Below are 26,224 nucleotides of genomic sequence, written 5' to 3'. Positions count from 1 at the left end.
GAGTGGATCATCCTTATCGGGCGTGGCAGGAAGTGCTGGCCGAGGAGTTCTTCGGACAGCAGCACACCGGCCACCCGACGCTGTTCTACGTGGACGACGACGTGGAGCAGGAGCTCAGGCACGGATATGGCTTGGAGGACAGCCTCGCCCGGTGCGTGGGCAAGTTCCTGCGGCTGGGGACCGCGGAACCGTACAGCGCGCTGGAGGACTACCGCTGGCGCAAGCGGCAGCAGGACAAGGGGGGCGTGCCCGCCTTCCTGCCCCTTCTGGCCTGCTCGGTGATGGCCGCGTCCCGGATGGTGAACGACCACCATCACCGGGCCACCGCCTACCACGCTCGCTTCTCCGAGCTGTTGACCGGTGACGAGAAGCAACTGGGCAGCCACCAGTACGAACCCATCTCCCGCATGTGGCAGGTGCTGGCCTCCTGGCAGCACAGCCAGAAGGGCGCGCGGGGCCTCTGCACCATTCCGGTCTCCGCCGACCTGCCCTCCAACCGCAGCATGATCGGGTTCGCCCAGTCCCAGGCGCTCCTCAGCGGCGCTGACCGGTCCTTCATCCCGAAGTTCTTCCAGTCGCTGCGGGAATACGGCACGACCTGGCCCCTGCCGGGAGAGACGCTGCTGGCCCAGATCGAGATCCGGGCCATGGAGCAGCACTTCTCCAAGGGCTTCCGCAACGCTCTGCAGGAGAAGGAGTTCCGTCCCTTCCTCGCCGACCTGATCGGCAACTACGCCGCTTCCTGGGACGGTTCGGACGAGCTGGTGCCCACCGGTGTGACCCGGGCCGAACTCCTGGTGCGGCTGGATGCGGGACGTCTTGGCTGGGTGGTGCGTCTGAGGTCCGCAGAACCGAAGAAGCGTGTCGAGTTCAAGGACGGCGTCGTCCTCGAACAGCTCGGCGACACCGCCTACTACGAAGTGACGGGCCTGCCTGCCCCGAGTGCGGACACCCTCGCCAGCGGCATCCGCCGAGACGGGGACAACCTGGTACTCAGCCGCCCCTCCTGCTCCGTCCTGCTGCTCGCACGGGACGACGTGCTCGGCGTCTGGGCGAGCACTGACGGTTTCCGCCCGGGAGAGGCACACGTGATGCTCGCCGCCCCGTCCGCGCAGCGAGACGTGCAGCGGCTGCTGGACAAGGCCGCGACCCCGGGCCGGAGCGCCGACACCGGCAAGCTGGCCTGGGTGCCGCGGGGCTGGTCCCTGCACAAGCCCGTCACCTTCAACAACGCGGTCACCCTGCGCCGGGCGCTCCAGGAGGTCCAAGGCGCGGTCGGTATCCTGAAGCCTCCGGCCCAGTTCAAGCTTCGCCTTGAGGGCGGCCTGAAACTCGCGCCCTCGCTCGACCCTCACCTGTATCTGCGGGGTGGCGAGCCCCATGTGGTTCTGCCGAACGCCGTGGACGACACGCTGCTTGTCGACGGGAAGGAGCGGCCTGAGCTCAAGGAGGCGATTGCCGCGGGCCGCTCCGTCCCCTTGGCCGTGCTCCGGTTGGAGCCGGGCCGTCACACGGTGAGCTGTGCGGGCGGGGGGATCGACTTCGTCACCGCGGACCAGGCCGTCGTCGAGCCGAAGGTGACCAAGACCTGCGGCTTCACCGTTGTGGACGGCAAGGCCGCGGAGTCGCCCTCCCTCCTCGTCGAGCAGACCCTGTCGACCGGCATCACGGGAGCTGACTGCAAGGGTGCCACGGTCCAGGACACGACAGCCGTGATGGAGCTGTGCCGTCGGGACGCGGACGAGACGCTGTTCGCGGCGGCCGACGGACGGCTGTGGACGTTGGACGCCCCGGAGCAACCGGACTGGTGGACGGAACGTCTCCCCGATGTTCCCGCGCCGCTCCGCTTCGAGGCGGACTTCCACGGCGTCGGCGGCTGGCTCCTGGAGCGCCGGAGCGGACGCTGGAAGGGCCGCCCAGTGAACCCCGGAACTCCGAAGCCGAAGAGCGCCGGTAACCCGCGGGCATGGGCCCGCGCCGTCCTGAACGCCCAGCAGGCGTCCGTCGAGCCCTCGTGGACCGTGTACGTACAGGCAGCGAAGGAGCTTGACCGATGACGGGACCGATGAGCAGCAACGAGTTCGGCGGAACCCTTCTGCGCTGGTTGAGCGAGAGCCGCAGTGGCAAGGCGTCCGCACTGCGCGACGGGGTCCGCAGCCAAGCCCAGACATGGGGCCTGGAATTGAAGGAGTACGCCGACTGGGACTGGATGCGCAAGGTCGTCGCCCTCGGCTTCATCGACGTGGACCTGCGCGCCGACCGCTGGTCGGTGGCCCCGCCGGTGCTGACCAGACTGCCCCATGCCGACGGCCTCGCGGTGCTGACCGGAGCGCGCACCGCGCAGATCAGCACGCGCGTCGAGGAGGCGGCACGGGAGTGGATGGAGCTGATCACCGTTCCTCACGCGCCGGAGGCCGGTGAGGCTCCGCTGCCCGACACTCTCCTGTTCCAGTACGAGGACCCGCTGACCCTGCAGGAAGCCGCAGAGCTCCTCGGGGCCCGCTACGTTCCCTGCGCCGCCCTGCAGTTGGTGGAGCTGCTGCCGCAGGCGATGCCGGGCCCCGAGTCGGCACCGCCCGGTGGAAGCACCGTCAACACGCTGGAGAAGTACGAGCTGCGCCTCCAGCGGTTCGTCCCCGTGGAAAGGGACGACGAGGACGGCCTGTACCGGTGGCGCGGAGCCGACTACGCGCGCTTGACCCGAGTCCGCCGCAACGGTGTCTTCCATGCGGTCGAACGCGAGACGGGCGTCTACCTGGAGCTCGCTCGCCACCACGCCGGCGCGATGCGCTGGCGGCCGGAATCCGGCAAGGGCCGTATCGGCATCGGCCGACTCCTCGTCGACCGGTACGCGCCCCTGCCCGCCCTGCACGAGCGCGCGGCGGTCCTGTGTAGCGGCTTCCCGCCCTCGGTGGGCAAGCAGACGCAGACCCGCGCGTACGACAACGTGCCGAGGGCGCTCGCCGAGGCGATAGCGGCCTCGCTGCGGCAGAACCTGGAGACCGTGCCGCGACTGGTGGCGGCCACCGGCGGGAGAACCAAGTGAGCGTCGAACAGCAGACGACAGCGGTGACGGACACCCATGTCCAGGACGTCATGGGCACTTTCGACGACCTGCGCAGCGCACTCTTCCGCTACTACGACACCCCCTTCGGCGTCGATGACCGTTCCGTGATGGAGGAACGGCGCAACCTCCTGGACCGGGACAACGGGGCTTGGCGCGACCCGATGATCGAACTGCGCCCGCGGTATGCCTCCAGGGACATGGGCATCGCGGAGTCCTTCGCCGAAGCGGGGGCGCATCCCGACGCGGCCGAGTTCGCCCGCTTCACGCTCCCCGACGGCGTGACCAGCCTCTACCAGCATCAGCACGACGCCCTGGTCGCCGCCTGCGAGGGCAAGGACTTCGTGGTCACCGCAGGCACCGGTTCCGGCAAGACGGAGTCCTTCCTGCTGCCGGTCCTCGCCGACCTGGTCGCCGAGTCCGTCCGTTGGCAGGGCACTCGTGCTGTACAGCGGGAATGGTGGCAGGGGGACGGCGACCATGTGCCCAGCCGACAGAGCGAGCGCGGACACTCCGCCGCCATGCGCGTGCTGATCCTCTACCCCACCAACGCCCTCGCCGACGACCAACTGGTCCGGCTCCGCAAGTCGCTGGACAGTCGCGAGGCCCACGCGTGGCTGGACCGGAAGCGAAACGGACACCGCTTCTACTTCGGCCGCTACACCGGAGCCACCCCCGTCTCCGGCAGCCGCGATTCCGAACCGGCGAACTTCCGTCTCCGGCAGTACCTGCGGGAGGTCCAGGAACGGCAGCGCAAGCTCGACGAGAAGCTCGACGAGGAACTGCAGCCCTTCATCCCGCGCCTCGGCGGAGCGGAGATGCACACCCGCTGGGACATGCAGGCCGCGCCGCCGGACATCATGGTCACCAACTACTCGATGCTGAACATCATGCTGCTCCGCAAGCAGGAGGAGCACATTTTCAGCACCACGAGGAAGTGGCTGGAGGAGACCCCGGACGCCCGCTTCACCTTGATCCTCGACGAGCTCCACATGTACCGAGGCACGGCCGGCACCGAGGTGGCCTACCTGCTGCGCAACCTCCGCCACCGTCTCGGCCTCGACAAGAGCCCCGAGAAGTTCCGTGTGCTCGCCGCGTCTGCCTCTCTGGAAGCCGGCCGGGACGACGAGTTCCTCGACGGGTTCTTCGCCCTGCCAGGCTCCCGGCGTGTGATCATCCCCGGAAAGGCGGAGGAGATCCACGGCGAGGGGGGACTGGCCGCACACGCCGAACGCCTCGCGCAGGCCGCGAAGGCCCCCGTCACCCAGGACGAAGCCGTAGCCCTGGCCCGGGAGACCGGTCTCGGCCCGGCGCTCCAGCGCGCGCTCACTCCAAACGACAAGCCCTGGGTTCTGCCCGCCCCCGCACTGGCGAAGAACCTTTTCCCGGACGTCCCCGAGAAACAACGCCAGGACGCACTCCACGGAGTGCTACGCATCCTCGGCTCCGCCCAGGACCCCGGACTTCCCCAGCTCCGCGCCCACTTCTTCTTCCGGAACATCGAGGGCATCTGGGCCTGCTCCGACCCGAACTGCCCTGACATCCCCGTGGAGCACGGCCCCGAACGGCGGGTCGGCAGGCTCTTCGCCGATCCCACGTCCCGCTGCACCTGCGGTGCCCGCGTACTGGAACTTCTCTCCTGCCAGGCCTGCGGCGACCTCATGCTCGGCGGGTACGCCAGTCCCAAAGACACCCAGCGGCGCACGTTCACCGGAGCCCTCCACACCGACTTCCCGGACCTGGACCTGCTCCCCGACGAGGCTAGCGGCGCACCCACCGCGGCGAACTACGTCGTGTACTGGCCGCGCACCAAGGGCCTCGGCCTCGACGACCACGGTTGGAGTGCGGGCCTGTCTGACGGCGGGCCGCAGGTCGAGTTCGAGTTCCGCCGCAGCGCCTACCAGCCCGCCACCGGCCGCCTGGAGAACCGCGATGTCCAGCACACCGGATGGTCCTTTCACATCTCCGTGCCCCTGGGCAAGGAAGGCAAGAAGCCGGCATACGACCCGGCCCGGCTGCAGGCTTTCCCCACCCGCTGCCCCGCCTGCGGCGACGACTGGGAGATCAGATACGACCGGGACGGCCGGTTCATCCCACTGGAATCTCCTGACCGGCTGCGCAACGCGCCGGTCCGGCGGATGCGCACCGGTTTCTACAAGATCAACCAGGTGCTGGTGACCGAAGCCCTTGGCCACCTCCCTGACGGCCAGCGCAAGGCGATCGCCTTCTCCGATAGTCGTGACGACGCCTCCGAACTCGCCAGCGGCCTTGCCCTCCGCCACCACCAGGACCTTCTCCGCCTGCTCAGTGCCCAAGCCGTCGAGGACCAAGGTGATCCGTTCGGAGACCTTCAGCTGGTGAAGGCCCACTATGCCGGGGAGTCCACCGATCGTGCGGGCGCCCGTGCCGCGATGGAACGGCTGCGGGACCGCAGCCCGGCGGACTGGGGGCGCCTGAAGGCGATCCTCGCCGACGACCTCGACGCCGAACCTGAACTTCTGCCCGACCTGGAGCGGAAGTTCTCCGAACTGCCCTCGCTGGACGACCTCGCCTCCGATCTCGAAGGCATGCTGCTGAAGTACGGCACCAACCCCGCCGGTCCCGCGGCCTCGCTCCAGCAGACCTCGGCCGGACAGCCCTGGACCGCGCTCTACAACTGGGAGCGGGACCGGGAAGCGGTGGTGGAGACCCAGGCACAGGAAGAACTGCTCAACCGCGTCCGCTCCCGCCTCCGCCTCGAGACGATCGGAAGCCTCTTCTCCGGTGGCGGCCGTGACTTCGAATCGCTCGGACTCGGCTGGCTCTGCCTGCGCGACGACCGCTCGCCGCTGGAGATCGGCCCGGACAGCGATCAGGCCGTGGCGCGCGCCAGTCTGCGGATTCTCGGCCTGATGCGGCGCTTCGCCCGGATACGTGCCTCTCTTCAGAGGCCACCTGCGCCTCTGAAGCGTTTCTGGAAGCAGGTCGCCGAACGCCAGGGCACTGATGTGCAGACGATCGAGGACTGGGTGCTCGGCGTCTGGAAGGGCGCCGTGGTCGACTACGTCATCAAGCCGGAGAAGGTGGCGCTCCGTTCGGGGGAGAACAAGACCTGGACATGTCGTTCCTGTCACCGGCCACACCTTCACCCGGGCACGGGGCTGTGCACCAAGTGCCTGACCCCGCTCCCCGCAGTTCCCCAGCAGTACAGCGGAGTCCTCGAAGGAGATTACTACGCATGGAAGGCCGCCCATCGCACGGGTGACTTCCCCCTGCGCACAGCGGAGCTGACCGGCCAGACGGACCGGTTGGAGGCCCAGCGTCGGCAGAGCCTCTTCCAGGACGTCTTCTTCGGCGACAACGACGTCCCGCAGGCGGACGGTCTGGAACTGCTCTCCGTGACCACGACCATGGAAGCCGGTGTCGACATTGGCCCCCTCAACACCGTGATCATGGCCAACATGCCGCCAACCCGCTTCAACTACCAGCAACGGGTGGGGCGCGCGGGCCGCCGTAACAGTCCGGTCGCCGTGGCCCTCACCGTCTGTCGCGGCCGCAGTCATGACGAGCACTACTTCGCCCGACCGGAAGCCATCACCAACGATCCGACTCCGCCGCCCTACCTGGTCCTCGGTATGGTCTCCGTCTTCCGGCGGGTCCTGCTGGGAGAGGTCCTGCGCCAGGCCTTCGAGCCCCTGCAGCCGGAGGACCGCCGGAAGGGGCCGGACATGACGACCAACGTCCACGGACAGTTCGGCCTCGCCGCCGACTGGCCGACGCACCGTGGTGCCGTCCGCCGCTGGATAGCCGAGCGTCCGGACCGCGTCACAGCCGCTGCCGCCGCCCTCCGGGCCGGAACACCGGAAAGCATCGCCGCCATCGAGCCGGTGGCCGCCATCGAGGAACTCCTCGGCCAGGTCGACGAGGTGGCAGCCAAGACGGTCGGCCACTCCGACCTCAGCCAGCGTCTGGCAGAGGCGGGTCTACTGCCCATGTTCGGCTTCCCGACCCGTTCCCGCCTCCTCTACCGGAGTATCCCGCAGAAGACCTTCCCCTGGCCGCCGGCCGACTCCGTCAACCGCGACCTGGCCGTCGCCCTAAGCAAGTTCGCACCGGGCAGCGAAACCCCGCAGGACGGCCGTCTGCTGCGCTCCAAGGGAGTGGTCTCCCTCGTCCCGAGCGGTCGCGGAGTACAAGCCGCCGAAGATCCGTTCGGACCGGAACAGTTGGTCGCCATGTGCCGGATCTGCTCCCACGTGGATCCGCGGGCCGTCGTCGACCCGGAAACCGGGAGCGCGGGCACCTGCCCAGCCTGCGGCGCGGAGAGCAAGTACTACAGGGCCGTCCCCTTCCGGGAACCCGCAGGCTTCCGGGCCGCCCACGAAGCACGGGACTACGACGGCTACCGGGAGTTCGGCTCCAACGCCACCAGCGCACGGACCGCCACTGACCTGGAGAAGACCGCCCCGCGCATCCACCGTGCCGCCGACGACTGGATGGTCGTCCACACCGGCAGCGGCGACCGCTACATCGTCAACACCAATGCCGGAAAGCTCTTCCGGTTCGCCAAGAACACCGGCCCGTGGCGCGGATACGTCGCTCTGGACCACCCCAAGGCGGAAGCCGACCTGGAGATCGCCCTCGGCGCCATCCAGCACACCGACATGCTCTTCATCGGTGCCAAGGACGCCCTCGACACGAGCCGGAGCCTCCGCTTCGACATCTCGAAGTCCCAGCAGATCGACGGCTTCCCCGAGGCATACCACGGCAGGCGCGCCGCTTGGTACTCGCTGGCGGCTCTGCTGCGCCGTGCCGCCGCCCCTCACTTGGACGTGCAGCCGGAGGAACTCCTCAGCGGCATCCACGGCTCGGACGCTCCGGTGGCCGCTCCTGTCATGGCCTACCTGGCGGACAGCCTCGACAACGGCGCGGGCTTCAGCACCTATCTCGGTTCGGAGGAGCACATCGAGGAGTTCCTCCAGGCGGTCGACCGGTACGTGCACGACCTGGAAGCCGACCATCATGCGCAGAACTGCCGCAGCTCCTGTTACGCCTGTCTGCGCGACTACTCCAATATGCGCCTTCACCCGTTGTACGACTGGCGGCTCGCCCGCGACCTGACCGACGCCCTGCGCGGCCGGAAACTGCAGATCGACCCGAACGAGCACGCCGTTCTGCTGAAGGGATGGGCGGAGGAGGAGCCCAACGTCAGCCTGAAGGAGACCGCTGCCGGACCGGTGGCGCTCTTCACCTCGGACTTCACCGGCGAGCCCGTCGCGGTCGCCGTCAAGCATCCGCTGGAGTCCGCCGCCGAGGAGTGTGGGAACGAACGGCTCCAGGCACTTCGTAACGAGGTCCGTGCCGGTGGCTTTGCCGAGAGGATCGCCTTCGCCGACTCCTACAGCCTGGACCGGACCCCTGCCGCGGTGATCGAGCAGGTGCGCATTTTCGCGGAGGAGTTCTGATGACGGCCGGAATCCCGCTGGGAGCGGGCCACGACGAGCAGGCCCGACTGGAGGAGCTGCGGCAGCGCGAGATCGCCCGCCGCCTCGCCCTCCGCCAAGCCCGCGCCCAGGGCCGGACCGTCGGAGCAGCTCCGGAAGTCGCGGAAGCCGTCGGTAGCCCCGTGCCGGTCGTTCCGCCGCAGAAGCAGCCGACGCCGGAACCGGTCATGCCTCAACCGGTCCCTGAAGGATTCGCCGACCGGGAGGCCTGGGAGTGCGCCTGCTCCTTCGCTGAACTCATGCTGCCCGACGCACTGAAGGCGGAGACCGGAGCGCTCTCCGCGCAGAAGCTGGCGCGGGCTGCGGCTGACGCAGCGTCCCGGCAGGACGACCCGGTCTCGGGTGTCTCCTTGCTCGTCATGGCACAAAACCACGGGCTGGACGTCTTCAACGGCCGGCTCAACGACCGCGCCCGCGCCCTGCTGGAGGACAAGCCGCTGCCACTCCTGGGGGAGCCAGGCAGCATGTGGCAGATCTACCAGGACGAGCGTCGCCTGACGGAGACCAACCTGCCAGCCCCTCGGCAGAGGGCGCTCCTGGCGAAGCTTCCCCGGCCGTTTCTCGACGATTGCATCGACGAGGAGTGGATCAGCGAGGTCCCCGAGCGCGACGGCACCTCCCGCGCTGCCTACTTCCGCGCCCGCCTGGACCCGGCGTCCCTCACCGACGAGGAGATGGACCTGCTGGCCTGGCCCCTGGAACGGGAACGCCGGGAGGCATGCCCGGGAACGGAACCCGGCCGTGGCTGGCCGCAGGACTGGCGTCTGCTGGTGAGACTGCAGGCCAACGAGGCCAAGGCCATCGCGGATGAGTGGACCGAGCTCCTTCCGCCGGCACAGAAGCTCCTTGACGCCTTGCGCGAGGTGCAGCGGACCGGGGAGGTCCCGGACGACCTCGTCGCCGACGAGCGGCTGTGGGTCCTCCTGGAGAGGGTCCACCCCCGTGCGCACAGCGCGAGCAACAAGAAGTTCAACGGCTGGATCGGCGTCCGGACCCTGATCAGAGCCGTGCGGCAGATGCACCGTGCACTCCTCCGCGGGGACGACGAGACCGCGGAGCAGCGGAGGCAAGCGGCGCTCACCATGGCCGCAAGGCTTCGGCATCACTCGCAGCCGGTGCGCTGGGAGGCCCAGAATATCCAGGCCTACCTGCGCGCCGGCCAGGAGATGACGGAGTCGCTCAAACTCTTGGAGCAGGACGCCGAAGGCCGTCCTCCGGTACGGGAGCAGCTCGGCGGAGGTGCCGTAGCCGTGCTGCGAAAGAATCGGGACTTTCTGGAAAACCGTCCCTCCGGAGAGCGCGACCAGCTGCTCAGCCCTTGTCTGGTGCTCGGCGTGCCTGACGGGGCAGACGACTGGAAGAAGGCCTGGCGAGCTCTGAGGAGGGAACTCGACGACAGCGGCCGCGTTCGGATCAACCGCGCCAAGGACATGATCGAGAAGGCCGAGCGGGAGCAGCAGGAAGTACCCTCGTTCGCCGTCCCGCTCGCCCCACACCGCTGGAAGGACCCCACCGGCACGAGCCACCGGCTGGAACTTCCGCCCGAACCTCTGCAGAGGCTCACCGAGCCGCCCACGGACAGCGACCGCGAGTGGTCTCGTACCGAGGCGGCCCGAGAAATAATCACCAGGGCGACAGAGCGCCTTTCCCCGGCTGCTGAAGACAACACAGCCCTTGAAGACTCAGAGAGCAGCACATCGTGAGCAACGGAGCCGGTAAAGGCGACAGTGGTTCTGGTCCCCGAGATAAATCCCGGCCCATACGGGGACGAGGGCCGAACAGCGGAAGCGTGCGGAATCGTGGGGAGCGCAGGGCGGCCGAGGCCGCTCCCTGGCGGTTCACGGAGAGCCACGTATCCGATTTCACCCCAGGGGCCTTGGACGCCGCTGCGATCCTGAAGTCGGTCAACGAGACGCTCCTGCCCTTGGTGGAGAAGGAGTTGGACGCGGCGACGGAGAAACTGGGTGCAGCTCTGGCCGACAAGGAGATCGAGGCTGATCTGGTCTCCGCCTTCCGTGCCGAGCTGATGCGCCGAGTGCTTCCCCAGTTCACCGAGGCTGTGCGCAAGGGTGTGCTGGAGAGTGTCCGCACACGCCAGATGCACTTGGCCCAGTTGGCGCTCCTGCACCGGCAGGCACTGGACGCGAAGACCCTGAAGGTGGTGCTGACCCGCCTCGACCACGAGGCGGCGAAGGCCGGCCTGCAGATCGTTGGCGACGTTGGCGATCAGTCGCTGTTCAACGTCGTGGAGGACCAGCCCGGCGTGATGAAGAGAGGCCCGGTCACCTTTGAAGTCGTCGCGCCCGCGTACGTCGACAAGGAGTCGGGGAAGCTCGTCGAACGCGGCTGGTTGAGGGCCGTTGCCAAGATCCCGCCCGCGGAAATGACGCCCGGGCAGAGGCGTAGAGCAACCCATGCCAAAAATGAGGACAAGCAGCCGGAGAAGCAGGCTTCTGCACCGCAGGAGAGGAAGAAACCCCACCGGGGTCAGGAACCCGAAAAGTGGCAGAACAGAGGCAACAGGCGGCGAAACGGCGGGTCACGCTCCCGCCCTGGAGGTAACGAGGATCGCCGGATGACGTGGAGGGAAACGCGATGACTTTCGGAATCGACTTCGGCACCAGCAACTCCGTGGTGGCCCACTGGAACGGGCACACCACCGAAGTGCTGCCGGTCGACGGCGACAACGTGCCCGCCCAGTGGCGGATGTCGGAGTTCGAGCAGCTCTTCCCCTCCGCGCTGTCCGTCCGTGACCTCCAGCGCACCCTCTGCTTCGGTTGGGAGGCGAAGACCGGTACCAGCGAGCCGCTCGACGCCGTGAAGCGCATGCTTGGCACTCGCTCCGGTGCCGAGAAGAACGGCGACATCGACGGCCTTGACGCGGCAGCTCAGCTTGAGGAACACCACGTCTGGGTTGGCTCGGAGAAGTTCCACAGCACGGTCGCGGCCGCCTCACTCTTCAGTCGGATGAAGGAAGGTGTCTCGGCCCAGTTGCTCGACCTCTCCGACGCGGTCGTCACCGTCCCCGCCAATGCCACGGGCGGTGCTCGCTACCGCACCCGTGCCGCAGCAGCGCTCGGCGGAGTGAAGGTCCGGGCCCTACTCAACGAGCCCACCGCGGCTGCGATCTCGTATGTCCACGATGTCCCGATCCCCGGCCGTTTCCTCGTCTTCGACTGGGGCGGCGGCACCATCGATGTCACCGTCCTCGAATACGACGACAGCCTCTTCGAGGAACGGACCTCCCGCGGCATCACCGCTCTCGGAGGCCTGGAGTTCGACAACGTGCTGGCCAAGCTGATCCAGCAGAAGATCGGCTTGGCCGCGGACCAGCTCACTAAGGCCGAACGACGCCGGTGGCGCCGGGCGGTCGAACTGACGAAGATCGCCCTGTCCTCCGTGCCGATGGACGGCGCGCTTTTCTTCGACCTTCCGGTCGGCCTGGCCCCCTCGATCTCGAGGCGTGAGGTCAGGATCACCGCGGCCGAGTACACCGAGACGGTCACCCCGCTCATCACCCGCGCCTTGGAGCCGGTCCACCAGGCACTGGAAGACCTGGCCATCACCGCGGACTACATCGACTCGGTTCTGATGATCGGCGGCACCTCGCAGATCCCCCAGGCGCGTCACGCCCTGGGCGAGCTCCTCGGCCACGACCGCATCGTCGACAGCGGCCTGTGCCGGCCCATGACTGCCGTCGCCCGAGGCGCAGCCATCTACGCGGCCTCCCTCGACGGCGAACTCGGTGATGACAGCGACTTCTCCTTGGTGACCAGCTACGACCTGGGCACGGCTGTGAGCGCGGGCGAACAGAAGGGCTTCCGCGCCATCATCCGACGCAACGCCACGCTCCCCGCAGAGGGTTCGGCCAACTTCTGCCCGGACACGCCGGGCGCTTCCTTCGTGCGCGTGCCGGTGATCGAGGGCGAGGCCGGCTACCCGGCCGACAGCGATCGTGCCTTCCCTCTGGCCAACATCGAGGTGGATCTACCGACCCGTGAGCAGGACATCCACCGGAACAGGATCGAGATCAAGTTCCGCTACAACGAGAGCGGCATCCTGCACTTCACCGCCACCCACGCGGCCACCGGCAAGCAGCTTGTCGAGCGCGAGATCGATTCCTTCGGCCCCGACGGCACCCCTCTGCAGCACGGTCTCGACGAGGAACTGACCCGTCTTCTGGCCCACACTGTCCGTCCGTTCGCTGACGGCTCGTCCAACCTGCGACACTTCTCGGCAGCTGAATCAGCCAACACCCGCCCCGAACTGATCGATATGTCTGTGCGTGTGGTGGAGGCCGATCCGGCTGTGACGGTCAACGGCGAGCCGCAGGGCGTGGTGACGCGGGGACTTTGATCAGCCTCATGACTCTGGTGGGTAATTCAGGGCGCGCCAGTGGCTCGCTCCGATCTACGCGCTGGTGAGTGAAGATCGTTGACGGGTGATGGCGAAGATCGCGTGGATGGCTGTCGTGGTCCGGTTGGGGCTGATGCGGAGTCGGTCGAGTGCGCGCCAGCGTTTGAGCATGGCGAAGGGGTGCTCGATGGCGGCGCGGGGCTTGGCCGGGGCGGAGTTCGTCTGCTTCTCCCAGCCGTTGTGTCCTTTGCCGTTGGGGGCCCTTGATCGGAGTACGCACGATGCCGCCGGCGCCCTGGTAGCGGGAGTCGGCGGTGGGTTTCCACGTCGGCTGCGGTGACCGCGTCCATGATGCCGTCCGGGCGGCGCTCAGGTCGTGGATGGAGCCGGGGCGGGCCCGGCCCAGGAAGACCAGCTCGCCCTCCGTCGTGGTCAGCGCCTGCACGTTCATGCCGTGGTCGCGGTGTTTGCCGCTGTACAAGGGGTCCGGGTTCACCTCGGTGGCCACAGCGGTGCAGCGCCGGGTGGGAATCAAGGTGCCGTCCAGGAGCGGGCGGCGTTCCTCGCCGGAGGCTGACAGTGCCTGTTCCAGCGTGGGCGTCAGGGGTGCGAGCGCGTCCAGGCCCTCGTTGACATAGCGCCACGCGGTGTCGGTCGCGACGCCGAAATGGGCCGCGAGCTGGGCGAGCGTGTCCCCCTTGGCCATCCAGACCAGCACCATGCGGATGCTGCTGTTCCTGGGCACGGACCACGCCGTTGCGGGACAGTACCCGGTGAACCGTTGCCCGCGACGGCGCCGACTCCAGCCCGCGGGCGGACAGCTCGTGGGAGATCCGGCTGGCACCCCACCGGGGATGCCGGCGGCGCAGCTCGCGGATCTCGGCCTCGACCTCGGCGGACAGGCGCGTGGGACTGCTCCGCGGCCGACGGGAGCGATCCAGTAGACCGGGCATGCCCTCCTGCTCGAACCGCCGCCGCCGGCTGTGGAGGGTCTGGCGCGAGGTGCCGTAGCGGGCCGCGACCTCACTGATCGGAGACCCGCCGAGCACTTCGCGGACAGCCCCGTAGCGGTACTCGGCCGACTCTTGTGCAGCCACGACTCCGACGGAAGCGCACCCCTGCCGCACCGGCAGGTGGAGGACAGCGGACGTTCAGCCGAACGTGTCAACCATGTCCAGAGCGCAAACGGTCAAGCATCTCCTGAGACCTCACACCGACAAACAATCGCCAATGAAGCACCTTGACTCGCCGTGCCGCGGGTGTCGCGAGGTGCTGCGTTAGCGGTAGGGAAACTCGGCCAGGTGCGCTCTCTGTGCCTAGAATCCATGGTCATTGTGGCAATCTGACGCAAGAATCATTGGCCAGAACGCCATCGTCCTCGAAATCCCGCAGGATTAACGTGCAACGGGAGCATGTCTCAGTACGTGCTTCGCGGACTTGCCGGTTCTTGACCTGACGTGAACGAGCGCTCCGCCTCTGCATCTCGCGCAGAGGGCGGGGCGCTCGCGCTCGACCCGGCGGAAGATGCGCAGGCGACCATGAACGCATGCGATCTGTTCCCGGGGCGAAGCTGAGCATCCCACGACGAGGAAGAACCCGCACCTGGTACAAGGTGCGGGTTCTTCTGTCCTTGTGAGCGTGTTGCGAACGAGCGCCGCTAGAGTAGGACTTGTCCGGGCGATCTTGGGAGCCGTGGGCGGGCTCCCGCTGGCGGCTCCCTAGACTAGGATCCGTTCTACGAAGCCCTGTGGCAGCAACTCGACAAGGGCATCTCAACCACCGTCACATCCATTCGCCCCTGAGGCCCCATCAACGTCGCTAAGTGCGTTGTGGGCGTCTGTTTGTCCGGCAGGGCGGTGGGGGGGGCTCGCCCGTCGGTCTACGGACGGTGCCAGAACCGGAGACGGCGGCGGAACCCTTCCCGTCGTTTCGGCTGGGGATCTCTGGTGTCGTGGACGGCCAGCAGGCGGCCGTCCCGGTTTCGGTTCTGGTTGATTTCCGCCGGCGAGTAGCGGCGGGCCCAGCGGACGTGGCCGTCACGGATCCAGTAGTGCGACTGGCACGGGAGGGACCAGTTGCCTATCGAGGGGGTCAGTGACACGTTCTCGCCGTCGTAAGCGAGGGACCATTGGGCCGGGGAGAGCGGCGTGACGACTTCGTGGCCGCATCCGCAGCAGCACAGGTGGCCACAGGTGCGGTACGGGATCGAGATGTAGAGCACTCCTGCCCCCATGGCCTCGGGGAAGGTCTCGGTGAAGACCGGGCGCAGGGTGTCTTGCGGGGTCACGGAAGGTCCTCGTTGGCGATCTCGTTGGTGATCAGTGAGTACGTGGCGTGGGCCTCGTCGGTGGCGTCGGCGTAGATGCCGAGGGAGCGTTTCCATCGGATGACGGCCAGGACGGCGTTGAGCGCGTTGAGGTCCGCGGTCTGGATGTTGCTTGCGTAGGCGTCGCGTTCGGGTGCCGGCCGGGGGATGCGCTGGCGGGCCGTGTCTCGGCGGCCGGGGAGGCTGGTGGTGACACGGAGCAGTCCGCTGAGGTTGCCGTCGATCTCTTCGATGCCCATGCCGACGTCGATGAACGGCACGTCGTGGGCTTCGAGCCAGTCCATGATGGGCGGCTTGCTGGCGGCGTCGTCGGAGGTGAGGAACACGAACGTCGCCCCGTAGAGGAGGTCGAGGTTGTCCTCGTCGAGGTACTGCGCGCAGCCGGTCACGCGGCGGTGCATGTTGGCGTAGAGCGAGGCGAAGTAGGTGACCTTGGAGGGGCGTTCGCGGAGGGTGTCGAGGGTGGGTGCGCCGGGTGCGCGGAAGGCGTTGTGGTTGTCGAAGGTGTCGCCGTCGATGAGGAGGATCGAGTCGACCTCGGTCTTGGCGACCTGGTCGAGGATGTAGCTTCCGCTACCGCCGAGGCCGACGATCGCGATGCGCTGTCCTCGGAAGCGGTGATTGATGGCCGTGATGCCGGCGCGGGAGGTGGCAGTGTCGCGGTAGGCGAAGGGAGTGTCGTCGTCGATCTCCTGCCACGCGGCGCCGGGGGTGGGCGTGGCCGAGGGGGCGAGGGCGCGGGCGTGGTCGGCGATGATCCGTGTGTACGCGGTGATCTTCGTGTACTGGTCGGGGTAGCCGTCCGGGGGCTTGCTGGAGAGCATGAAGTTCGCCTGCATGCCCTCGGCGATCACCCGGCTCTCGGGGGTGGCCAGGGGCAGGGGGTGGCCGTGCTCGGTGCAGGGCGTGGAGCCGCCGAACCAGATGCGGTGGTCGGTGCCGGAGACGAGGCGGTCTCCGCTGACGGTGATCGGGTGGGCGAGGAAGCCGCGCTCGACAGTGCGGTTCTCGGTGACGTACGGGATCCGGACGATGATGTGGCCGGCGTGGACGGTGATGACATAGCCGTCGTCGATGAGGCGGGACAGGTCGGGGTCACGAGCGAGAAGTGCGGTAGACATCGAAGACCATTCCCTTCTTCACCCGGACGCTGTGGCCGGCGGTGAGGCTGCCTGTTCCGTGGCCGTCGTGCCCACGGCTGTAGCGGACGGTGTAGGTGTCCTGGTCATTCGGCGGCTGGCCGGGGTAGGCGAGGTCAACGACCTGCTCATAGGTGATCTCCTTCGCCTCCCAGATGTGGGGGCGGGCGTTGACGATGATCGTGACGGGCCTAGGCCCGTGAGTGTCGTGGGACATGGGGTCCTCCTGAAGTGGGGAGCGCGTGTTCGGACTGTGGATGCCGGGGTACCCCGGCGCGCCGCTGCGGGGGCGGCGCGCCAAGTGCCCGGGGTTGTGGCGGGTCAGCGCCTGGGAAGGGCGAGAAGGTTGTTGGTCCATACGCCGTCGGCGTGGGTCCGCAGGTACTTCTCGCCTCGGGTGGGCGTCACCACGAGCACCTCCGTGCTGCGGCCAGCTGCGTCACTGGTGTAGGCCTTGCCGGCCTTGTTCTCGATCCAGTGGACGATCTGGGACCGGGTGTTGTCGCCGGTCTTGCCAGTCGCCTGCTCGGTCCACCACAGGTGGGTGATGTGCTCGTGCGCGGTTCCGCCGACCGTCAGGCGCACTGCGGTGATCTGGATAGCCATGTTGCTGTTCCTGCCGGCGACGTTCCTACGGGTCCCCGCGGCCGGCGCCCGGGTTCCGTGAGCACCCCGGGTGGGGTGCTTCGCCTGGGACAGACGACGTAACTCGCGGGTAGGAAGACGCGTGTGGCTGGAGGAGTGTCAGGAGCAGTCGAGGCAGCGGTCGCTGTCCGGGGCAAACATCGCGGGCGGGTGCTCGAGGAAGCAGCCGGGGCAGGAGCGGCCGGGGGTGCGGGGCGGGCAGGCGCAGCGGCCGCATTCGGGGCAGTGAGGGACGCGGCAGCGCAGGCAGGCGGGTTCGAAGGAGCGGTAGTTCTCGTCGCAGTTCGCGCAGATGTAGTCGCGTGACCGGGGGCCGGTGTCGGTGGTGGGCGGGGTGAAGGCGCGCCAGGGGGCGGAGTCGGTAACGAGGACGGCGACGATGTAGCCGTCCATGGGGGCCGTATCGGTGTGCAGTTCGCGTCCGAGGATGCCGTCGCGGTAGCGGACCTGGGTCCGTCCTTGTACGCGGCCGGGGCCGGCCAAGGCGCGGTCGATGACAGGGATGTCGCCTTGGAAGCTGCCGCGCCGCAGGGGCGGCAGACCGTGGGAGGCGGCGAAAGCGAGGTGTCCGACGGGGTCGAGGAGGAGAACGTGACCGGGGGCGGGGAGGTGCTGGGCTGCTCGTACGCAGACGGCCATGCGGGAGGCGTTGCTCGTCTCCCACAGGAGGGTGATCGCTGAGGCGGTGGGCCCTTTGGCGTCCAGGTGCTGGTCGACGAGGTGTGCAGGGAGCAGGATCTGGGCGGCGAACGCGTCGCAGGAGGCGTCTTCGAGGAGGACGCCGCGGTCGGCTTCCTTGCTGAAGGGCTCCATGAGGTCGAAGCTGTTCTTCTGCAGGTGGTGACCGAGTTCGTGCAGGGCGGTGAAGTCCCGCCGTGCGTGGCTGTTGGAGGTGGCGACGGACAGGCGGGGTGGGGGGCCGTAGTCGTACGCGCCGGCGACGCTGCAGCCTTGGGCTGCCTCGTTCTCGGGGACGTCTTTGACGGTGAGTTCGGGCCAGGTCCGCAGTTCCGCGAGGGCGCCTTGTGCCAGGAGTTCGACGGCGCCGGGGCGGACCGTTTCGAGTTCTGTGATCATGGCGGCGGCCTGGGTGCGGGCGGTGCTGGCGAGCACGTAGTTGACCACTCGGGGGGTACCCCCTCTTCTCTATTAGTCCAGGAGGAGTTCGAAGTAGCGGTCGGTGCGTGCGGTCCAGTTCGGCTGGGTGCGGTTGTCGTCGCGTGCCGCGAGCGTGTAGACGCCATAGGCGGCGCGCAGACGGGCGGCGTGTTCGGTCTCGTTGTACTGGGCGGAGAGCTTTTTGACCTGGCTGCGCCGCAGAGGCCGGTTGAGTTCGTGGACGACGGCGGGTGGCAGGGCGGGGTTGGCGTCGAGGAAGCGGGCTGCGGGCTGGCCGAGGAGTGCGGCGAGCGTGGCGGCCTGTTCGGCGGTGAGGGGCTGCTGGCCCCGCCACACGTCCAGCGCCAGAGGGGGAGGCAGTTTCAGTTCGGCCGCGAGCTGCTTGACGGTGATTCCGTGCTCGCCAAGGAGCTCGGAGAGACCTCCCGATCCTTGCGGGGCCCACCATGCGGAGCCGAGGACCTCAAAGTGGCCGGTGAGAACGGCGCGGTATTCGTCTGCCGCTGAGGACAAGACGGTACGGCTTCCCCACTGGGCGCCGGTCACTGTGTCGGCGAGCGCACGGGAGGTGAGGTTGTCGGGGCGGCTTGTCAGCTCGCTGACCTGCCGGTCCAGCACACACCACGGCACGGTGGTCTCCAGGCCCCACCACAGGGCCAGCGGCTGCTCCAGGGTGGTTGCCTGGGCGGGCAGAAGCAGGGTGTCGGCGTCGGCGTACCGCTCGAATGAGGCCGGCACGATGCGCGCGGTGTCGTCGTCACAGGCCGTGGTGATCAGCAACAGCTGGATGGTGTCCTCCCACATCGCGCGCCAGATTTGGCCGGGGCGGGGGTCCTGGGGTGCTGCGGTGGCCACTCGGTGGACGGCGTCGGGTACTTTCAGGCTCGCTGCGGCGGCTAGAAGCCTCTGGTAGGCAGTGGTGTGGACAGAGCTCATGCCGTCTCCCCCGTCTCCTCGGCTGTGGTCCATCAGCGCATTCTCTTCTCACTGGGTCCAGACGACGTAACTGGGGCTGTTCACGGCGCAGCCTCGCTGCAGCGCCGCAACAGGGCAGCCATGACGACCTGGGGGTCACTGTCAGCGGAGAGGGCATCACGGAGCATTGTCTTGAGGTTGGACAGGACAAGCGCCGCATGGCCTTGCCGGATCTCCAGTAGTTGCGCCGCGTGGTGGGCGTCCTTGTCTAAGTAGGGAAGCAGCAGACGCTCGTTGGGTGAGAGACGCTGCCAGATGTCCTCGGCAACCCCTTCGACCCCGGCCGGGTCCGGTGAGGTGGTGGCTGCATGCTGCTCGACGATGGCGGCGACGGTCCCTTCGTCGGCGAACAGAGGGGTCATGCGGGCCGGTGCCAGAAGCCCGAACCGGGCCTCGAGAACCTTGGCGAGGTCTTCCTCCCGTACCGCTCCCTGTGCGCACTGCAGCACGGACAGCAGGATGGCCATCAGGGCGTGCACGGTCTGCTGGGGTGTGGGGCCGGAGTGGTTCCAGCGGGTGATGCCGACGCCATTCACCTGTGCGGCCTGGGCGATGAGATCGTCGAGATCTCCCTGCCATACGGCTCCTTCGGCGTGGTCGGCCAGTGCCCAGCGCGGCGGGGAACCCTTGAGCTTGCGGTAGGCCGCGTCCTCGCCCATCAGCCGGGCGATACGGCGCCGAAGCTTGCCTCGCGGTGTCTTCTTCGCCTCGTCGATGAGGAAGTTCTTGATCGACGTGAGAAAAAGTCGTTCCAGAGAGGCTTCGTCGGCGGCCTGGGTGAAGCAGACGGTCACGAACCGTTGTCCCGCTCCTTCCTGGGACAACATCGCACTAATCACGTCGTAAGCCGCGTCATCGCTCCACACCGTGTGCCCCTCCGGGGGCGGAAAACCGGTGCCACGGCGGACCTGGTGAACCAACCTCCGCAGCAGTTCGAACGTGGTCGGCCCCAACCGGCCGCTCTGCAGCTCCTCGTACGCGCTTTCTGTCACGAGCCCCACCCCGATCCCTGCCCCCGCCGGACGTCTACGGCCGCGGGGTCTCACGCCTGCTTACACCAGCATCCACCTCCCTCGCATGCGACACGCGCATATTCCACTTGCCGTACGGAAGGGCTCGTCGACTGCTGGCCGGGCACGGGGCATCAGCTCTCTGCGCGGCGGCAGGGGCAGCGACGGCACAGCACCTCGGGCGGGCAGCGTCCGATCCGGTGCTCGAGCCGCAGGTGACTCTGCGGCAGCGCACGGCGTTCAGCGGCGCTTCGCGCGGGCGGTGTCGACTCGCGCGAAATCGTCGGGCTTCTCATCCATGAGCAGACCGCCGGGATCGACTAGTGGCGCCACCATGGGGTGGAGGTCTTGTCCGGCGGGGTCGTCCTGGCCGTTGTGCCATCGCGCAACCGCCCGGCCGGCGCCTGCCACCAGGTCGGCGAGCTGGAGGGAGGGGTGGTCCACCGAACGGCCGCGGACCAGGCTCTGAAGGTGGCTCTGCTTGATCAGACCTTGCACCAGACCCACGGCTGTCGCCCCGCGTTCCAGGACGTCGAGTTTGTCGTCGGTCAGCAGCCGTTGGTCGTCCGCGAGGACCTGGAGCTTGCCGCCGTGTCGGATCGAGGCGTGGAGGATAACCGTCGGCACGGCGGTGACGAGCGGATCGGTGGAGTCGTCGAGCAACCCGAGCTCTCCGGTCGGAGTGGCCTTGGCCGGACGTTCACGGGCGAAGGCTTCGGCTTCGCGGCGGGTTTCTCGAAGCATCTCCAAGACCGCTGTCGCCTTCTTCGCTTGCGGGGCTTTACGGCGGCGGGCGTAGGCGTGGCACTGCTGGATGACGGTGAAGAGCTCGTCGACGGTGACATGGTCGCCCGTACGGTTCCTCTTGGAGAAGAAGCCCACGGCGGTGGTGATGAGTCGGTCGAAGCCGTCGCGGCCCATCGCCCGGGGGCCTTCGGTGGCCAGGTCCAGGGCGAACTGCCTGGCGACGCCGTTCATGACGATGTCGATGCCCATGGCGTTGAACCGCTCCTCCAGCAGGAGGTCGACAAGTTTGGCCGCGACGAAGTAGTGCTTGTCGATCGCGTATACCGAGGCGCGGTCATGGAGCGGACCATCGGGTGCCAGCAGGTCGCCCAGGAGGTGACGGCGCCGGCCCGCAGCCGTGCCGGCGAACATCTTCTGGAACTTCAGCTCTGTCGCGGACTTCTGGATCCGCGCCTCGACACGCAGGGTGTCCACGATGGCGGCAGCATCAGCGTCATCAATGGCCACCGAGCCCATGACCATGTAGCGGTCGCCGCCGTGCAGCTGATCGCCGTGGTAGCTGGACTCGTCGATGGCGATCCACCGCCCGGCCCCGGCCCGGTCGTCGGTCGGTTCCAGACGGCTGCGACGACTGAAGTTCGCTCCGAGCAGTCCCGTCCCGGGGTTCGGCGCATGGTCACGTTCGATCACCCCGCCATCCTCGCCGCACGACGCCACACCGACAAGCTACCCGACCGCTCCACCCGACTCCCGTGCCTGCTGCTGCGCTGCAGGCATGACGAGCATGCCGGTGAAGCCTCTTTCTCACAGCCGGCAGGGATGACGGCGCGTATCGCAGACGAGGGGTGTGCCGCACAGTTGCAGCGTCGGTGCACCGGTCTGTGGAGGACTGGACCGGGTGCAGGAGACATCCCGGATGCTCCGTGGCGCCGGCAGAGGGTGCGGCGCATCCGCTTCGCCCTTCATGATCGTTCTTGATCCGCATTATGTGGTGCTCCAGCCGGAACCCGGCGCAGGATGCGCTGGGCATCGTCGGAGGACGCTTCCTCACGTAACGGTAGCGTCGGATATTGAATCTCTCGGAATGCCCGGAGTTTTGCCACATTTCGTCCTTCCGGTCACCGGTGCTTGCCGAGCGTTGGCAGTCCGCCTGAGACCGTTCGGACACTGCGTCCGCGCCGACTCGCACGCTTGGCCATGAGCAGCTGACGGGCCATCGCGCTCCACTGCGCTGACCCGTCTTGTTTGCCTGCGGCTCTATGCTCGCGGCCGGCTGCGAGCATGGCCGCCCGGGTCTTCCCGTACAGCGGCTCCGCGACCGAGGACACGGCTCCGCTGATTCGGACCGCACCTTCCCAACCTCGCTGGCAGAGCACCAGACGGTGGTCCGCCCCGTCCTCCGTCAGGCGCATGGCGTACAGGCCGGCACGGCTGTTGCCGAGCGAGATCTTCCCGAGCTGTATCAGGAGTTCCGAGGAGCACGGCAGCAGGACCTGATCCGCTGTGGTGCCGCGTGTGGGCGCCAGCGACACGAGGTCGAGACGCTCGCCGTCCCATCGAACCCACATGCCGAGCGTGGGCCAGGCGATGGCGGGGGCGAGCGCAGGGTGCGGCACCCTCGCCTCCACGCTCGGGTCTCCCGGTCCTTGAGCTCTGTCTCGTGCCTGATCGGTCATGACGCGTTCGGTGGCTGGCCGAGCCAGAAGGCGGCGACGGAGGGCTGGTCGATACCAGCGGTCGAGCCATCGTGAGCAAGGAATTCGGTCGGAGCGATGTAGCCGTCGCCCGGATCGAGGCGGATGCGCAGGCAACGCAGCGGGTGTCCTGCGGCGACGTACCGGCGGATGTCCTCGGTGTGGGGGTAGTGCCGGTCCAGGTTGGCGTGGAGCGTGCGGCAGATCTGCTGAATGTCGCGGTCGCCGATGAGCAGGTAGCGCGGGCCGGGGCCGAGATTGAGGCAGAGCCGTCGGCGGCCCTGGTGGCGTCGGGCGTACGGCAGCCGGTCGAAGTTGTCGACGTGCAGTCCGATCCGGCGCCCGGTGGCGGAGTCCTCTGTGGTGGTGGCCCAGTGGCCGGGGCTGGCCGCGCACCCCAGGAGGCTGGTGGGCCAGCGGCCGTCGAGGGGGTCGAGGCGGGCGGCGGCTTCGAGGCGGCCGGCCAAGTCGTCGGAGTCGAGGTCCGGCAGCGGTCGGTGTACGAGTTCGATCCGGATGTTGTCCGGCACCGAGTCATCGGCACGATGCTGCTCGGCGTCAGTGGCGGTGATCGATTTCCAGTTCTCGTCGGGGACGATGGCGCCGTCGTCGTATCCGGACTCGCTGGCGGTCTGCCGGATCGGCGCGATGTCGCACCGGCCGCGTAGGTCGTCGAAGGTGTGGAATACGAGCTGTGGGCCCATGGCCGTGCCTCCCCAGGGCGGGTGCGGGGCTACTTGTCGTCGAGATCTTCACCGAATGTGACGTCCAGCTCGGCGGTGAGGGCATCAGCGAGCTGGAGTGTCTGGGCTTGGTCGATGACGATCTGCTTGAGCGAGGCCAGGCCGCGGAGCTGGGAGAGGTCGTTACCCCGGAGGTCCAGGCCGCGGTACTTCCCGCCGTCGAACTCGGTCAGCCGTAGATCGCAGTCATCGATCAGGGCGGCGCCGAGGTCAGCGGCGGCGAAGGTGGTCTCGCGCAGCGAACAGTTGGCGAAGATCACGGGTCCGGTGGTCCGGACCCGGGTGAGGGTGCTGTAGTCGAGCTTGCAGTTCTCGAATAGGACGTTGCCGAGCGTCACGTCTTCGAGGGCGGCGCCCATGAGCTTGCAGTCACGGAAGACGGCTCGGGAGATCTTGCTGTCGGTCCACTGCAGCGAGGACAGGTCGCAGCCGGTGAACTCCACGGAGTCGACGCGGAGCTTCTCCAGGCGGGTGCGCTGGGCCTTGAGGCCGGTGATCCGCCCGTCCATCAGGTGGGTGTTGGCCAGGTCAAGGTCCCGCAGGTCGGCGTCGGCGTAGTGGAACTCCGCCACCCGGCCACGGCTACCCTCCAGAGAGGTGACGTTGGAGAGGTAGAGACCCGGTTCGTTCAGGGCAGGGAGCGTGACGCTCGTACGGCGGATCGTGCGGGTGTTCATCAAAGGCCTTTCAACGCGGTGGCTCGGTCGCCGCTGCTGGCACGCCCCCTCGGGGGGCGTGCCAGCAGCGGCGCGGGCTACTTCTTCTTGTTCCAGTTGTCCCAGGTCGGGCGGTTGTCGAAGGGGGCCGGGTTCTTCGCCCAGTTGTCCCACGTGGGCCGGTTGTCCCACGTCGCTTCAACGATCACCGGGGTCGGGACGTCGTGCGTGGCTATCAACTCCATCACGACGGGGGTGTCGGATGTGGCGAGTCGGTTCAGGATCTTCATGCAACAGCCTCCTTGGTTGCGAGCGTGGACAGGGCCGTGACCAGGGCCTGCCGGGAGACCCGGCAGTAGTTGGTCTCGGTGGTCGTGAGGTCGCTGTTCTCGAAGTAGCGGTTGGCGGCCTGGGCTCCGCGGCAGAAGTCGAAGAACTCGCATTCGGCCTGGCAGCGGTCCAGGCCGGTGAGAAAGTCGCGGACGTAGCGCAGCCTGTGGGCATCCCGGAGGATCTCGGGCAGGGGGCGGTCGAGGATGTTGCCGGCCACGAAGTTGCCGTACTCGGGCGCCGCCGTGTCCGCGAGTTCCGGGGAGAGCAGGACCACGTCGCCCTTCCAGGAAATGGTGGGGATCGGGTCGAGGCGGCGCCCGTCCCACTCAGCTCTCCGGCCGGACCGGATCAGCTGGAGGTATTCGGCGAGGCGTTCGACTTCCCGGACTGCCGGGGCGCCAGGATGCTCACGGGTCCAGGTAAGGGTGCGGCGCCAGAACTCCTCGGCCTGGACCGCGGTGGGCGGCTGCCGGTTGGTGTTGACCCCTTCGATCTCCTCGATGTTGAAGCCCACGGAGTGGGCGCCCAGCGAGGTCAGGAACTCCAGCAGATCCTCCGGCATCGCGATGCCCAGGGTGCCGACCACTGAGATGACGGAGAACGGGATGCCGTGCTCGCGCAGCTGCGCGATTCCGCGCAGGATCCGGTCGAAGGCGGGCTTGCCTCGCAGGTCGACACGCTCGGCATTCAAGGCGGCCGGACCGTCGACGCTCACCCCGACGCGGACCTCGTACGCGGCCAGAAGGTCGCACCACGTCTCGGTGATCAGCGTCGCGTTGGTCTGCACATAGTGATGGACTCGGCCCGCCCGCCGCAGGGCCTCGAACGGCGCGAGCAGGGCGGCGAACTTCTGCTGGCCCACGGCGAGCGGCTCCCCGCCGTGCCAGACGATCCCGATCGGATGGCCGCTGTCGTTGAACTGCGCCACCGCCTGCGTCAGGGCCTCGGCCACCTCCGGGGGCATCTGGTGCTTGAGCTTGCGAAACGGCAGGTAGCAGTACAGGCAGCCCAGGTTGCACCAGGTCGTGGGCTGCACCACCACGGTCTGCGGAGCCGCAAACCGCTGCTGGTACCGGGCACGCCACGGGGACGGACGAGAGCACATCGGGGACCTCTCCTCGACGGACAGGGGCATCGCCGGCCGCGAGCGGGAGCTGCAGGCCGGGGATACGACCACGATCCGTCCCGCGATGACGTGGACGCGATGACATCGCGCTGTCATTGCCGATGACATGTCATCGGCGCGCTGCTGACACTGCGCTGAACTTGCTTCACCTGGACGGGAGTTTGAGTGGTTTCCTGTGGGCTATCGTGGCGGGGTGCCTCGCTCGATTCTGATCAATGACGGCCAGACGTCCCGCGACATCGGTCTGGTGTACTGCTGCTCGGGCTACCTCGTCGAGCGTGGCAAAGTGCTGCTCGTGCACCACAATCGCTTCGACAAATGGGTTCCGCCGGGCGGTCATATCGAGCCCGGGGAGTCCTTCGCGGGCACGGCGGTGCGCGAGTTCAAGGAGGAGACGGGGCTACTGGTGGAGGCGATCTCCAGTCAGCGGGCCATCCACCCGGCCGACCACAACGCTACTCCTGAACCTGTGCCCTTCTATGTGGACATCGAGCGCGAAGGCTTCCCGACGGCGGCGCTGGTCCAGTTCTTCTACGTCCAGCGGCAGCCGGGCACCCGGGAACAGGCCGTGGAGGCGCAGCTCGAAGAGGTGCACGGGGCCGCATGGTTCGGCCTGGAGGACCTCGACACTCTCAAGACCTTCGACCAGGTCCGTTCCCTGGCGCGGTTCGCCCTGCTGAACTACCCGGTGGCCGGAGAGCGCGCCGCGTCTTAGAAAGTGTTGGGTAACCGGGTGATCACTCGTTCTTGAGATCGTCGGCGAGGCGGCGGGCTGCTTCGGTCTCGATGGGGCCGCGTGGTTCGATCT

The 26,224-nt window shown here is 67.9% G+C and carries 21 protein-coding genes and 1 pseudogene; 7 read left to right on the top strand and 15 right to left on the bottom strand.

Annotated features, from left to right (window positions below; translation table 11 throughout):
- Positions 1-2 precede the first annotated feature (2 nt).
- The 6 genes from ACFV88_RS10055 to ACFV88_RS10030 all read left to right on the top strand — a co-directional run bounded on the left by ACFV88_RS10055 (position 3) and on the right by ACFV88_RS10030 (position 12,903).
- Positions 3-2,057, top strand: a complete 2,055-nt coding sequence (locus tag ACFV88_RS10055; RefSeq protein ID WP_385488100.1) for a hypothetical protein — start codon at positions 3-5, stop codon at positions 2,055-2,057.
- Positions 2,054-3,046: a hypothetical protein gene (locus ACFV88_RS10050; protein WP_385488097.1), complete on the top strand. Its 993-nt coding sequence runs from the start codon at positions 2,054-2,056 to the stop codon at positions 3,044-3,046. Before ACFV88_RS10055 ends, ACFV88_RS10050 begins: the two co-directional genes overlap by 4 nt.
- Positions 3,043-8,508, top strand: a complete 5,466-nt coding sequence (locus tag ACFV88_RS10045) for a DEAD/DEAH box helicase (RefSeq protein WP_385488094.1) — start codon at positions 3,043-3,045, stop codon at positions 8,506-8,508. Before ACFV88_RS10050 ends, ACFV88_RS10045 begins: the two co-directional genes overlap by 4 nt.
- Positions 8,508-10,250: a hypothetical protein gene (locus ACFV88_RS10040; protein WP_385488090.1), complete on the top strand. Its 1,743-nt coding sequence runs from the start codon at positions 8,508-8,510 to the stop codon at positions 10,248-10,250. The genes ACFV88_RS10045 and ACFV88_RS10040 overlap by 1 nt, the downstream gene beginning before the upstream one ends.
- Positions 10,251-10,423: 173 nt before the next feature.
- Positions 10,424-11,146 (top strand): hypothetical protein, encoded by a 723-nt coding sequence (locus ACFV88_RS10035; RefSeq protein ID WP_385488087.1) that lies wholly within the window; start codon positions 10,424-10,426, stop codon positions 11,144-11,146.
- Positions 11,128-12,903: an Hsp70 family protein gene (locus tag ACFV88_RS10030; RefSeq protein ID WP_385488084.1), complete on the top strand. Its 1,776-nt coding sequence runs from the start codon at positions 11,128-11,130 to the stop codon at positions 12,901-12,903. Before ACFV88_RS10035 ends, ACFV88_RS10030 begins: the two co-directional genes overlap by 19 nt.
- Here the strand turns inward: ACFV88_RS10030 and ACFV88_RS10025 are convergent.
- The 15 genes and pseudogenes from ACFV88_RS10025 to amcB form a co-directional block, all read right to left on the bottom strand.
- The gene (locus ACFV88_RS10025; protein WP_385488081.1) at positions 12,863-13,624 is read right to left on the bottom strand and encodes a transposase family protein; all 762 of its coding nucleotides are present in this window, start codon (positions 13,622-13,624) and stop codon (positions 12,863-12,865) included. The genes ACFV88_RS10030 and ACFV88_RS10025 overlap by 41 nt on opposite strands.
- A 55-nt stretch (positions 13,625-13,679) precedes the next feature.
- Positions 13,680-14,000, bottom strand: a pseudogene (locus ACFV88_RS10020) (helix-turn-helix domain-containing protein); the annotation flags it as partial.
- Between the two features lie 782 nt (positions 14,001-14,782).
- Positions 14,783-15,190, bottom strand: a complete 408-nt coding sequence (locus tag ACFV88_RS10015) for a DUF6527 family protein (RefSeq protein ID WP_385488078.1) — start codon at positions 15,188-15,190, stop codon at positions 14,783-14,785.
- A complete protein-coding gene (locus ACFV88_RS10010) occupies positions 15,187-16,350 on the bottom strand; it encodes a ThiF family adenylyltransferase (protein WP_385488076.1) in 1,164 nt (387 codons plus the stop codon). Before ACFV88_RS10010 ends, ACFV88_RS10015 begins: the two co-directional genes overlap by 4 nt.
- Positions 16,325-16,585 (bottom strand): multiubiquitin domain-containing protein, encoded by a 261-nt coding sequence (locus ACFV88_RS10005; protein WP_385488073.1) that lies wholly within the window; start codon positions 16,583-16,585, stop codon positions 16,325-16,327. The genes ACFV88_RS10010 and ACFV88_RS10005 overlap by 26 nt, the downstream gene beginning before the upstream one ends.
- Positions 16,586-16,689: 104 nt before the next feature.
- On the bottom strand, positions 16,690-16,974 hold the full coding sequence (locus ACFV88_RS10000; protein WP_385488071.1) for a DUF3892 domain-containing protein: 285 nt from the start codon (positions 16,972-16,974) through the stop codon (positions 16,690-16,692).
- 138 nt (positions 16,975-17,112) lie between these two features.
- Positions 17,113-18,138: an ImmA/IrrE family metallo-endopeptidase gene (locus ACFV88_RS09995; protein WP_385488068.1), complete on the bottom strand. Its 1,026-nt coding sequence runs from the start codon at positions 18,136-18,138 to the stop codon at positions 17,113-17,115.
- Positions 18,139-18,162: 24 nt separating this feature from the next.
- Positions 18,163-19,068, bottom strand: coding sequence for a hypothetical protein (locus tag ACFV88_RS09990; RefSeq protein WP_385488065.1), 906 nt, complete (start codon positions 19,066-19,068; stop codon positions 18,163-18,165).
- An 80-nt stretch (positions 19,069-19,148) separates the two neighbouring features.
- Complete coding sequence (locus tag ACFV88_RS09985; protein ID WP_385488062.1) at positions 19,149-20,099, bottom strand: hypothetical protein; 951 nt, start codon at positions 20,097-20,099, stop codon at positions 19,149-19,151.
- Positions 20,100-20,357: 258 nt separating this feature from the next.
- Positions 20,358-21,554 (bottom strand): DUF3800 domain-containing protein, encoded by a 1,197-nt coding sequence (locus ACFV88_RS09980; RefSeq protein ID WP_385488059.1) that lies wholly within the window; start codon positions 21,552-21,554, stop codon positions 20,358-20,360.
- A 428-nt stretch (positions 21,555-21,982) separates the two neighbouring features.
- Complete coding sequence (locus ACFV88_RS09975; protein WP_385488056.1) at positions 21,983-22,480, bottom strand: hypothetical protein; 498 nt, start codon at positions 22,478-22,480, stop codon at positions 21,983-21,985.
- A 56-nt stretch (positions 22,481-22,536) separates the two neighbouring features.
- Positions 22,537-23,262: a hypothetical protein gene (locus tag ACFV88_RS09970; RefSeq protein WP_385488054.1), complete on the bottom strand. Its 726-nt coding sequence runs from the start codon at positions 23,260-23,262 to the stop codon at positions 22,537-22,539.
- Between the two features lie 29 nt (positions 23,263-23,291).
- A complete protein-coding gene (locus tag ACFV88_RS09965; protein ID WP_385488051.1) occupies positions 23,292-23,978 on the bottom strand; it encodes a pentapeptide repeat-containing protein in 687 nt (228 codons plus the stop codon).
- A 77-nt stretch (positions 23,979-24,055) separates the two neighbouring features.
- A complete protein-coding gene (gene amcA, locus ACFV88_RS09960) occupies positions 24,056-24,247 on the bottom strand; it encodes a multiple cyclophane-containing RiPP AmcA (protein WP_366261125.1) in 192 nt (63 codons plus the stop codon).
- Positions 24,244-25,395, bottom strand: coding sequence for a cyclophane-forming radical SAM peptide maturase AmcB (gene amcB / locus ACFV88_RS09955; protein ID WP_385488048.1), 1,152 nt, complete (start codon positions 25,393-25,395; stop codon positions 24,244-24,246). Before amcB ends, amcA begins: the two co-directional genes overlap by 4 nt.
- 214 nt (positions 25,396-25,609) lie before the next feature.
- Between amcB and ACFV88_RS09950 the strand changes: the two genes are divergently transcribed.
- Positions 25,610-26,131: an NUDIX hydrolase gene (locus ACFV88_RS09950; RefSeq protein WP_385488045.1), complete on the top strand. Its 522-nt coding sequence runs from the start codon at positions 25,610-25,612 to the stop codon at positions 26,129-26,131.
- Positions 26,132-26,224: the final 93 nt, after the last annotated feature.

It is taken from the genome of Streptomyces sp. NPDC059816 (assembly GCF_042732055.1).
Lineage (GTDB): Bacteria > Actinomycetota > Actinomycetes > Streptomycetales > Streptomycetaceae > Streptomyces.
The sequence above is the reverse complement of the archived record's forward strand: the minus strand, read 5'-3'. Positions and strand labels throughout refer to the sequence as shown.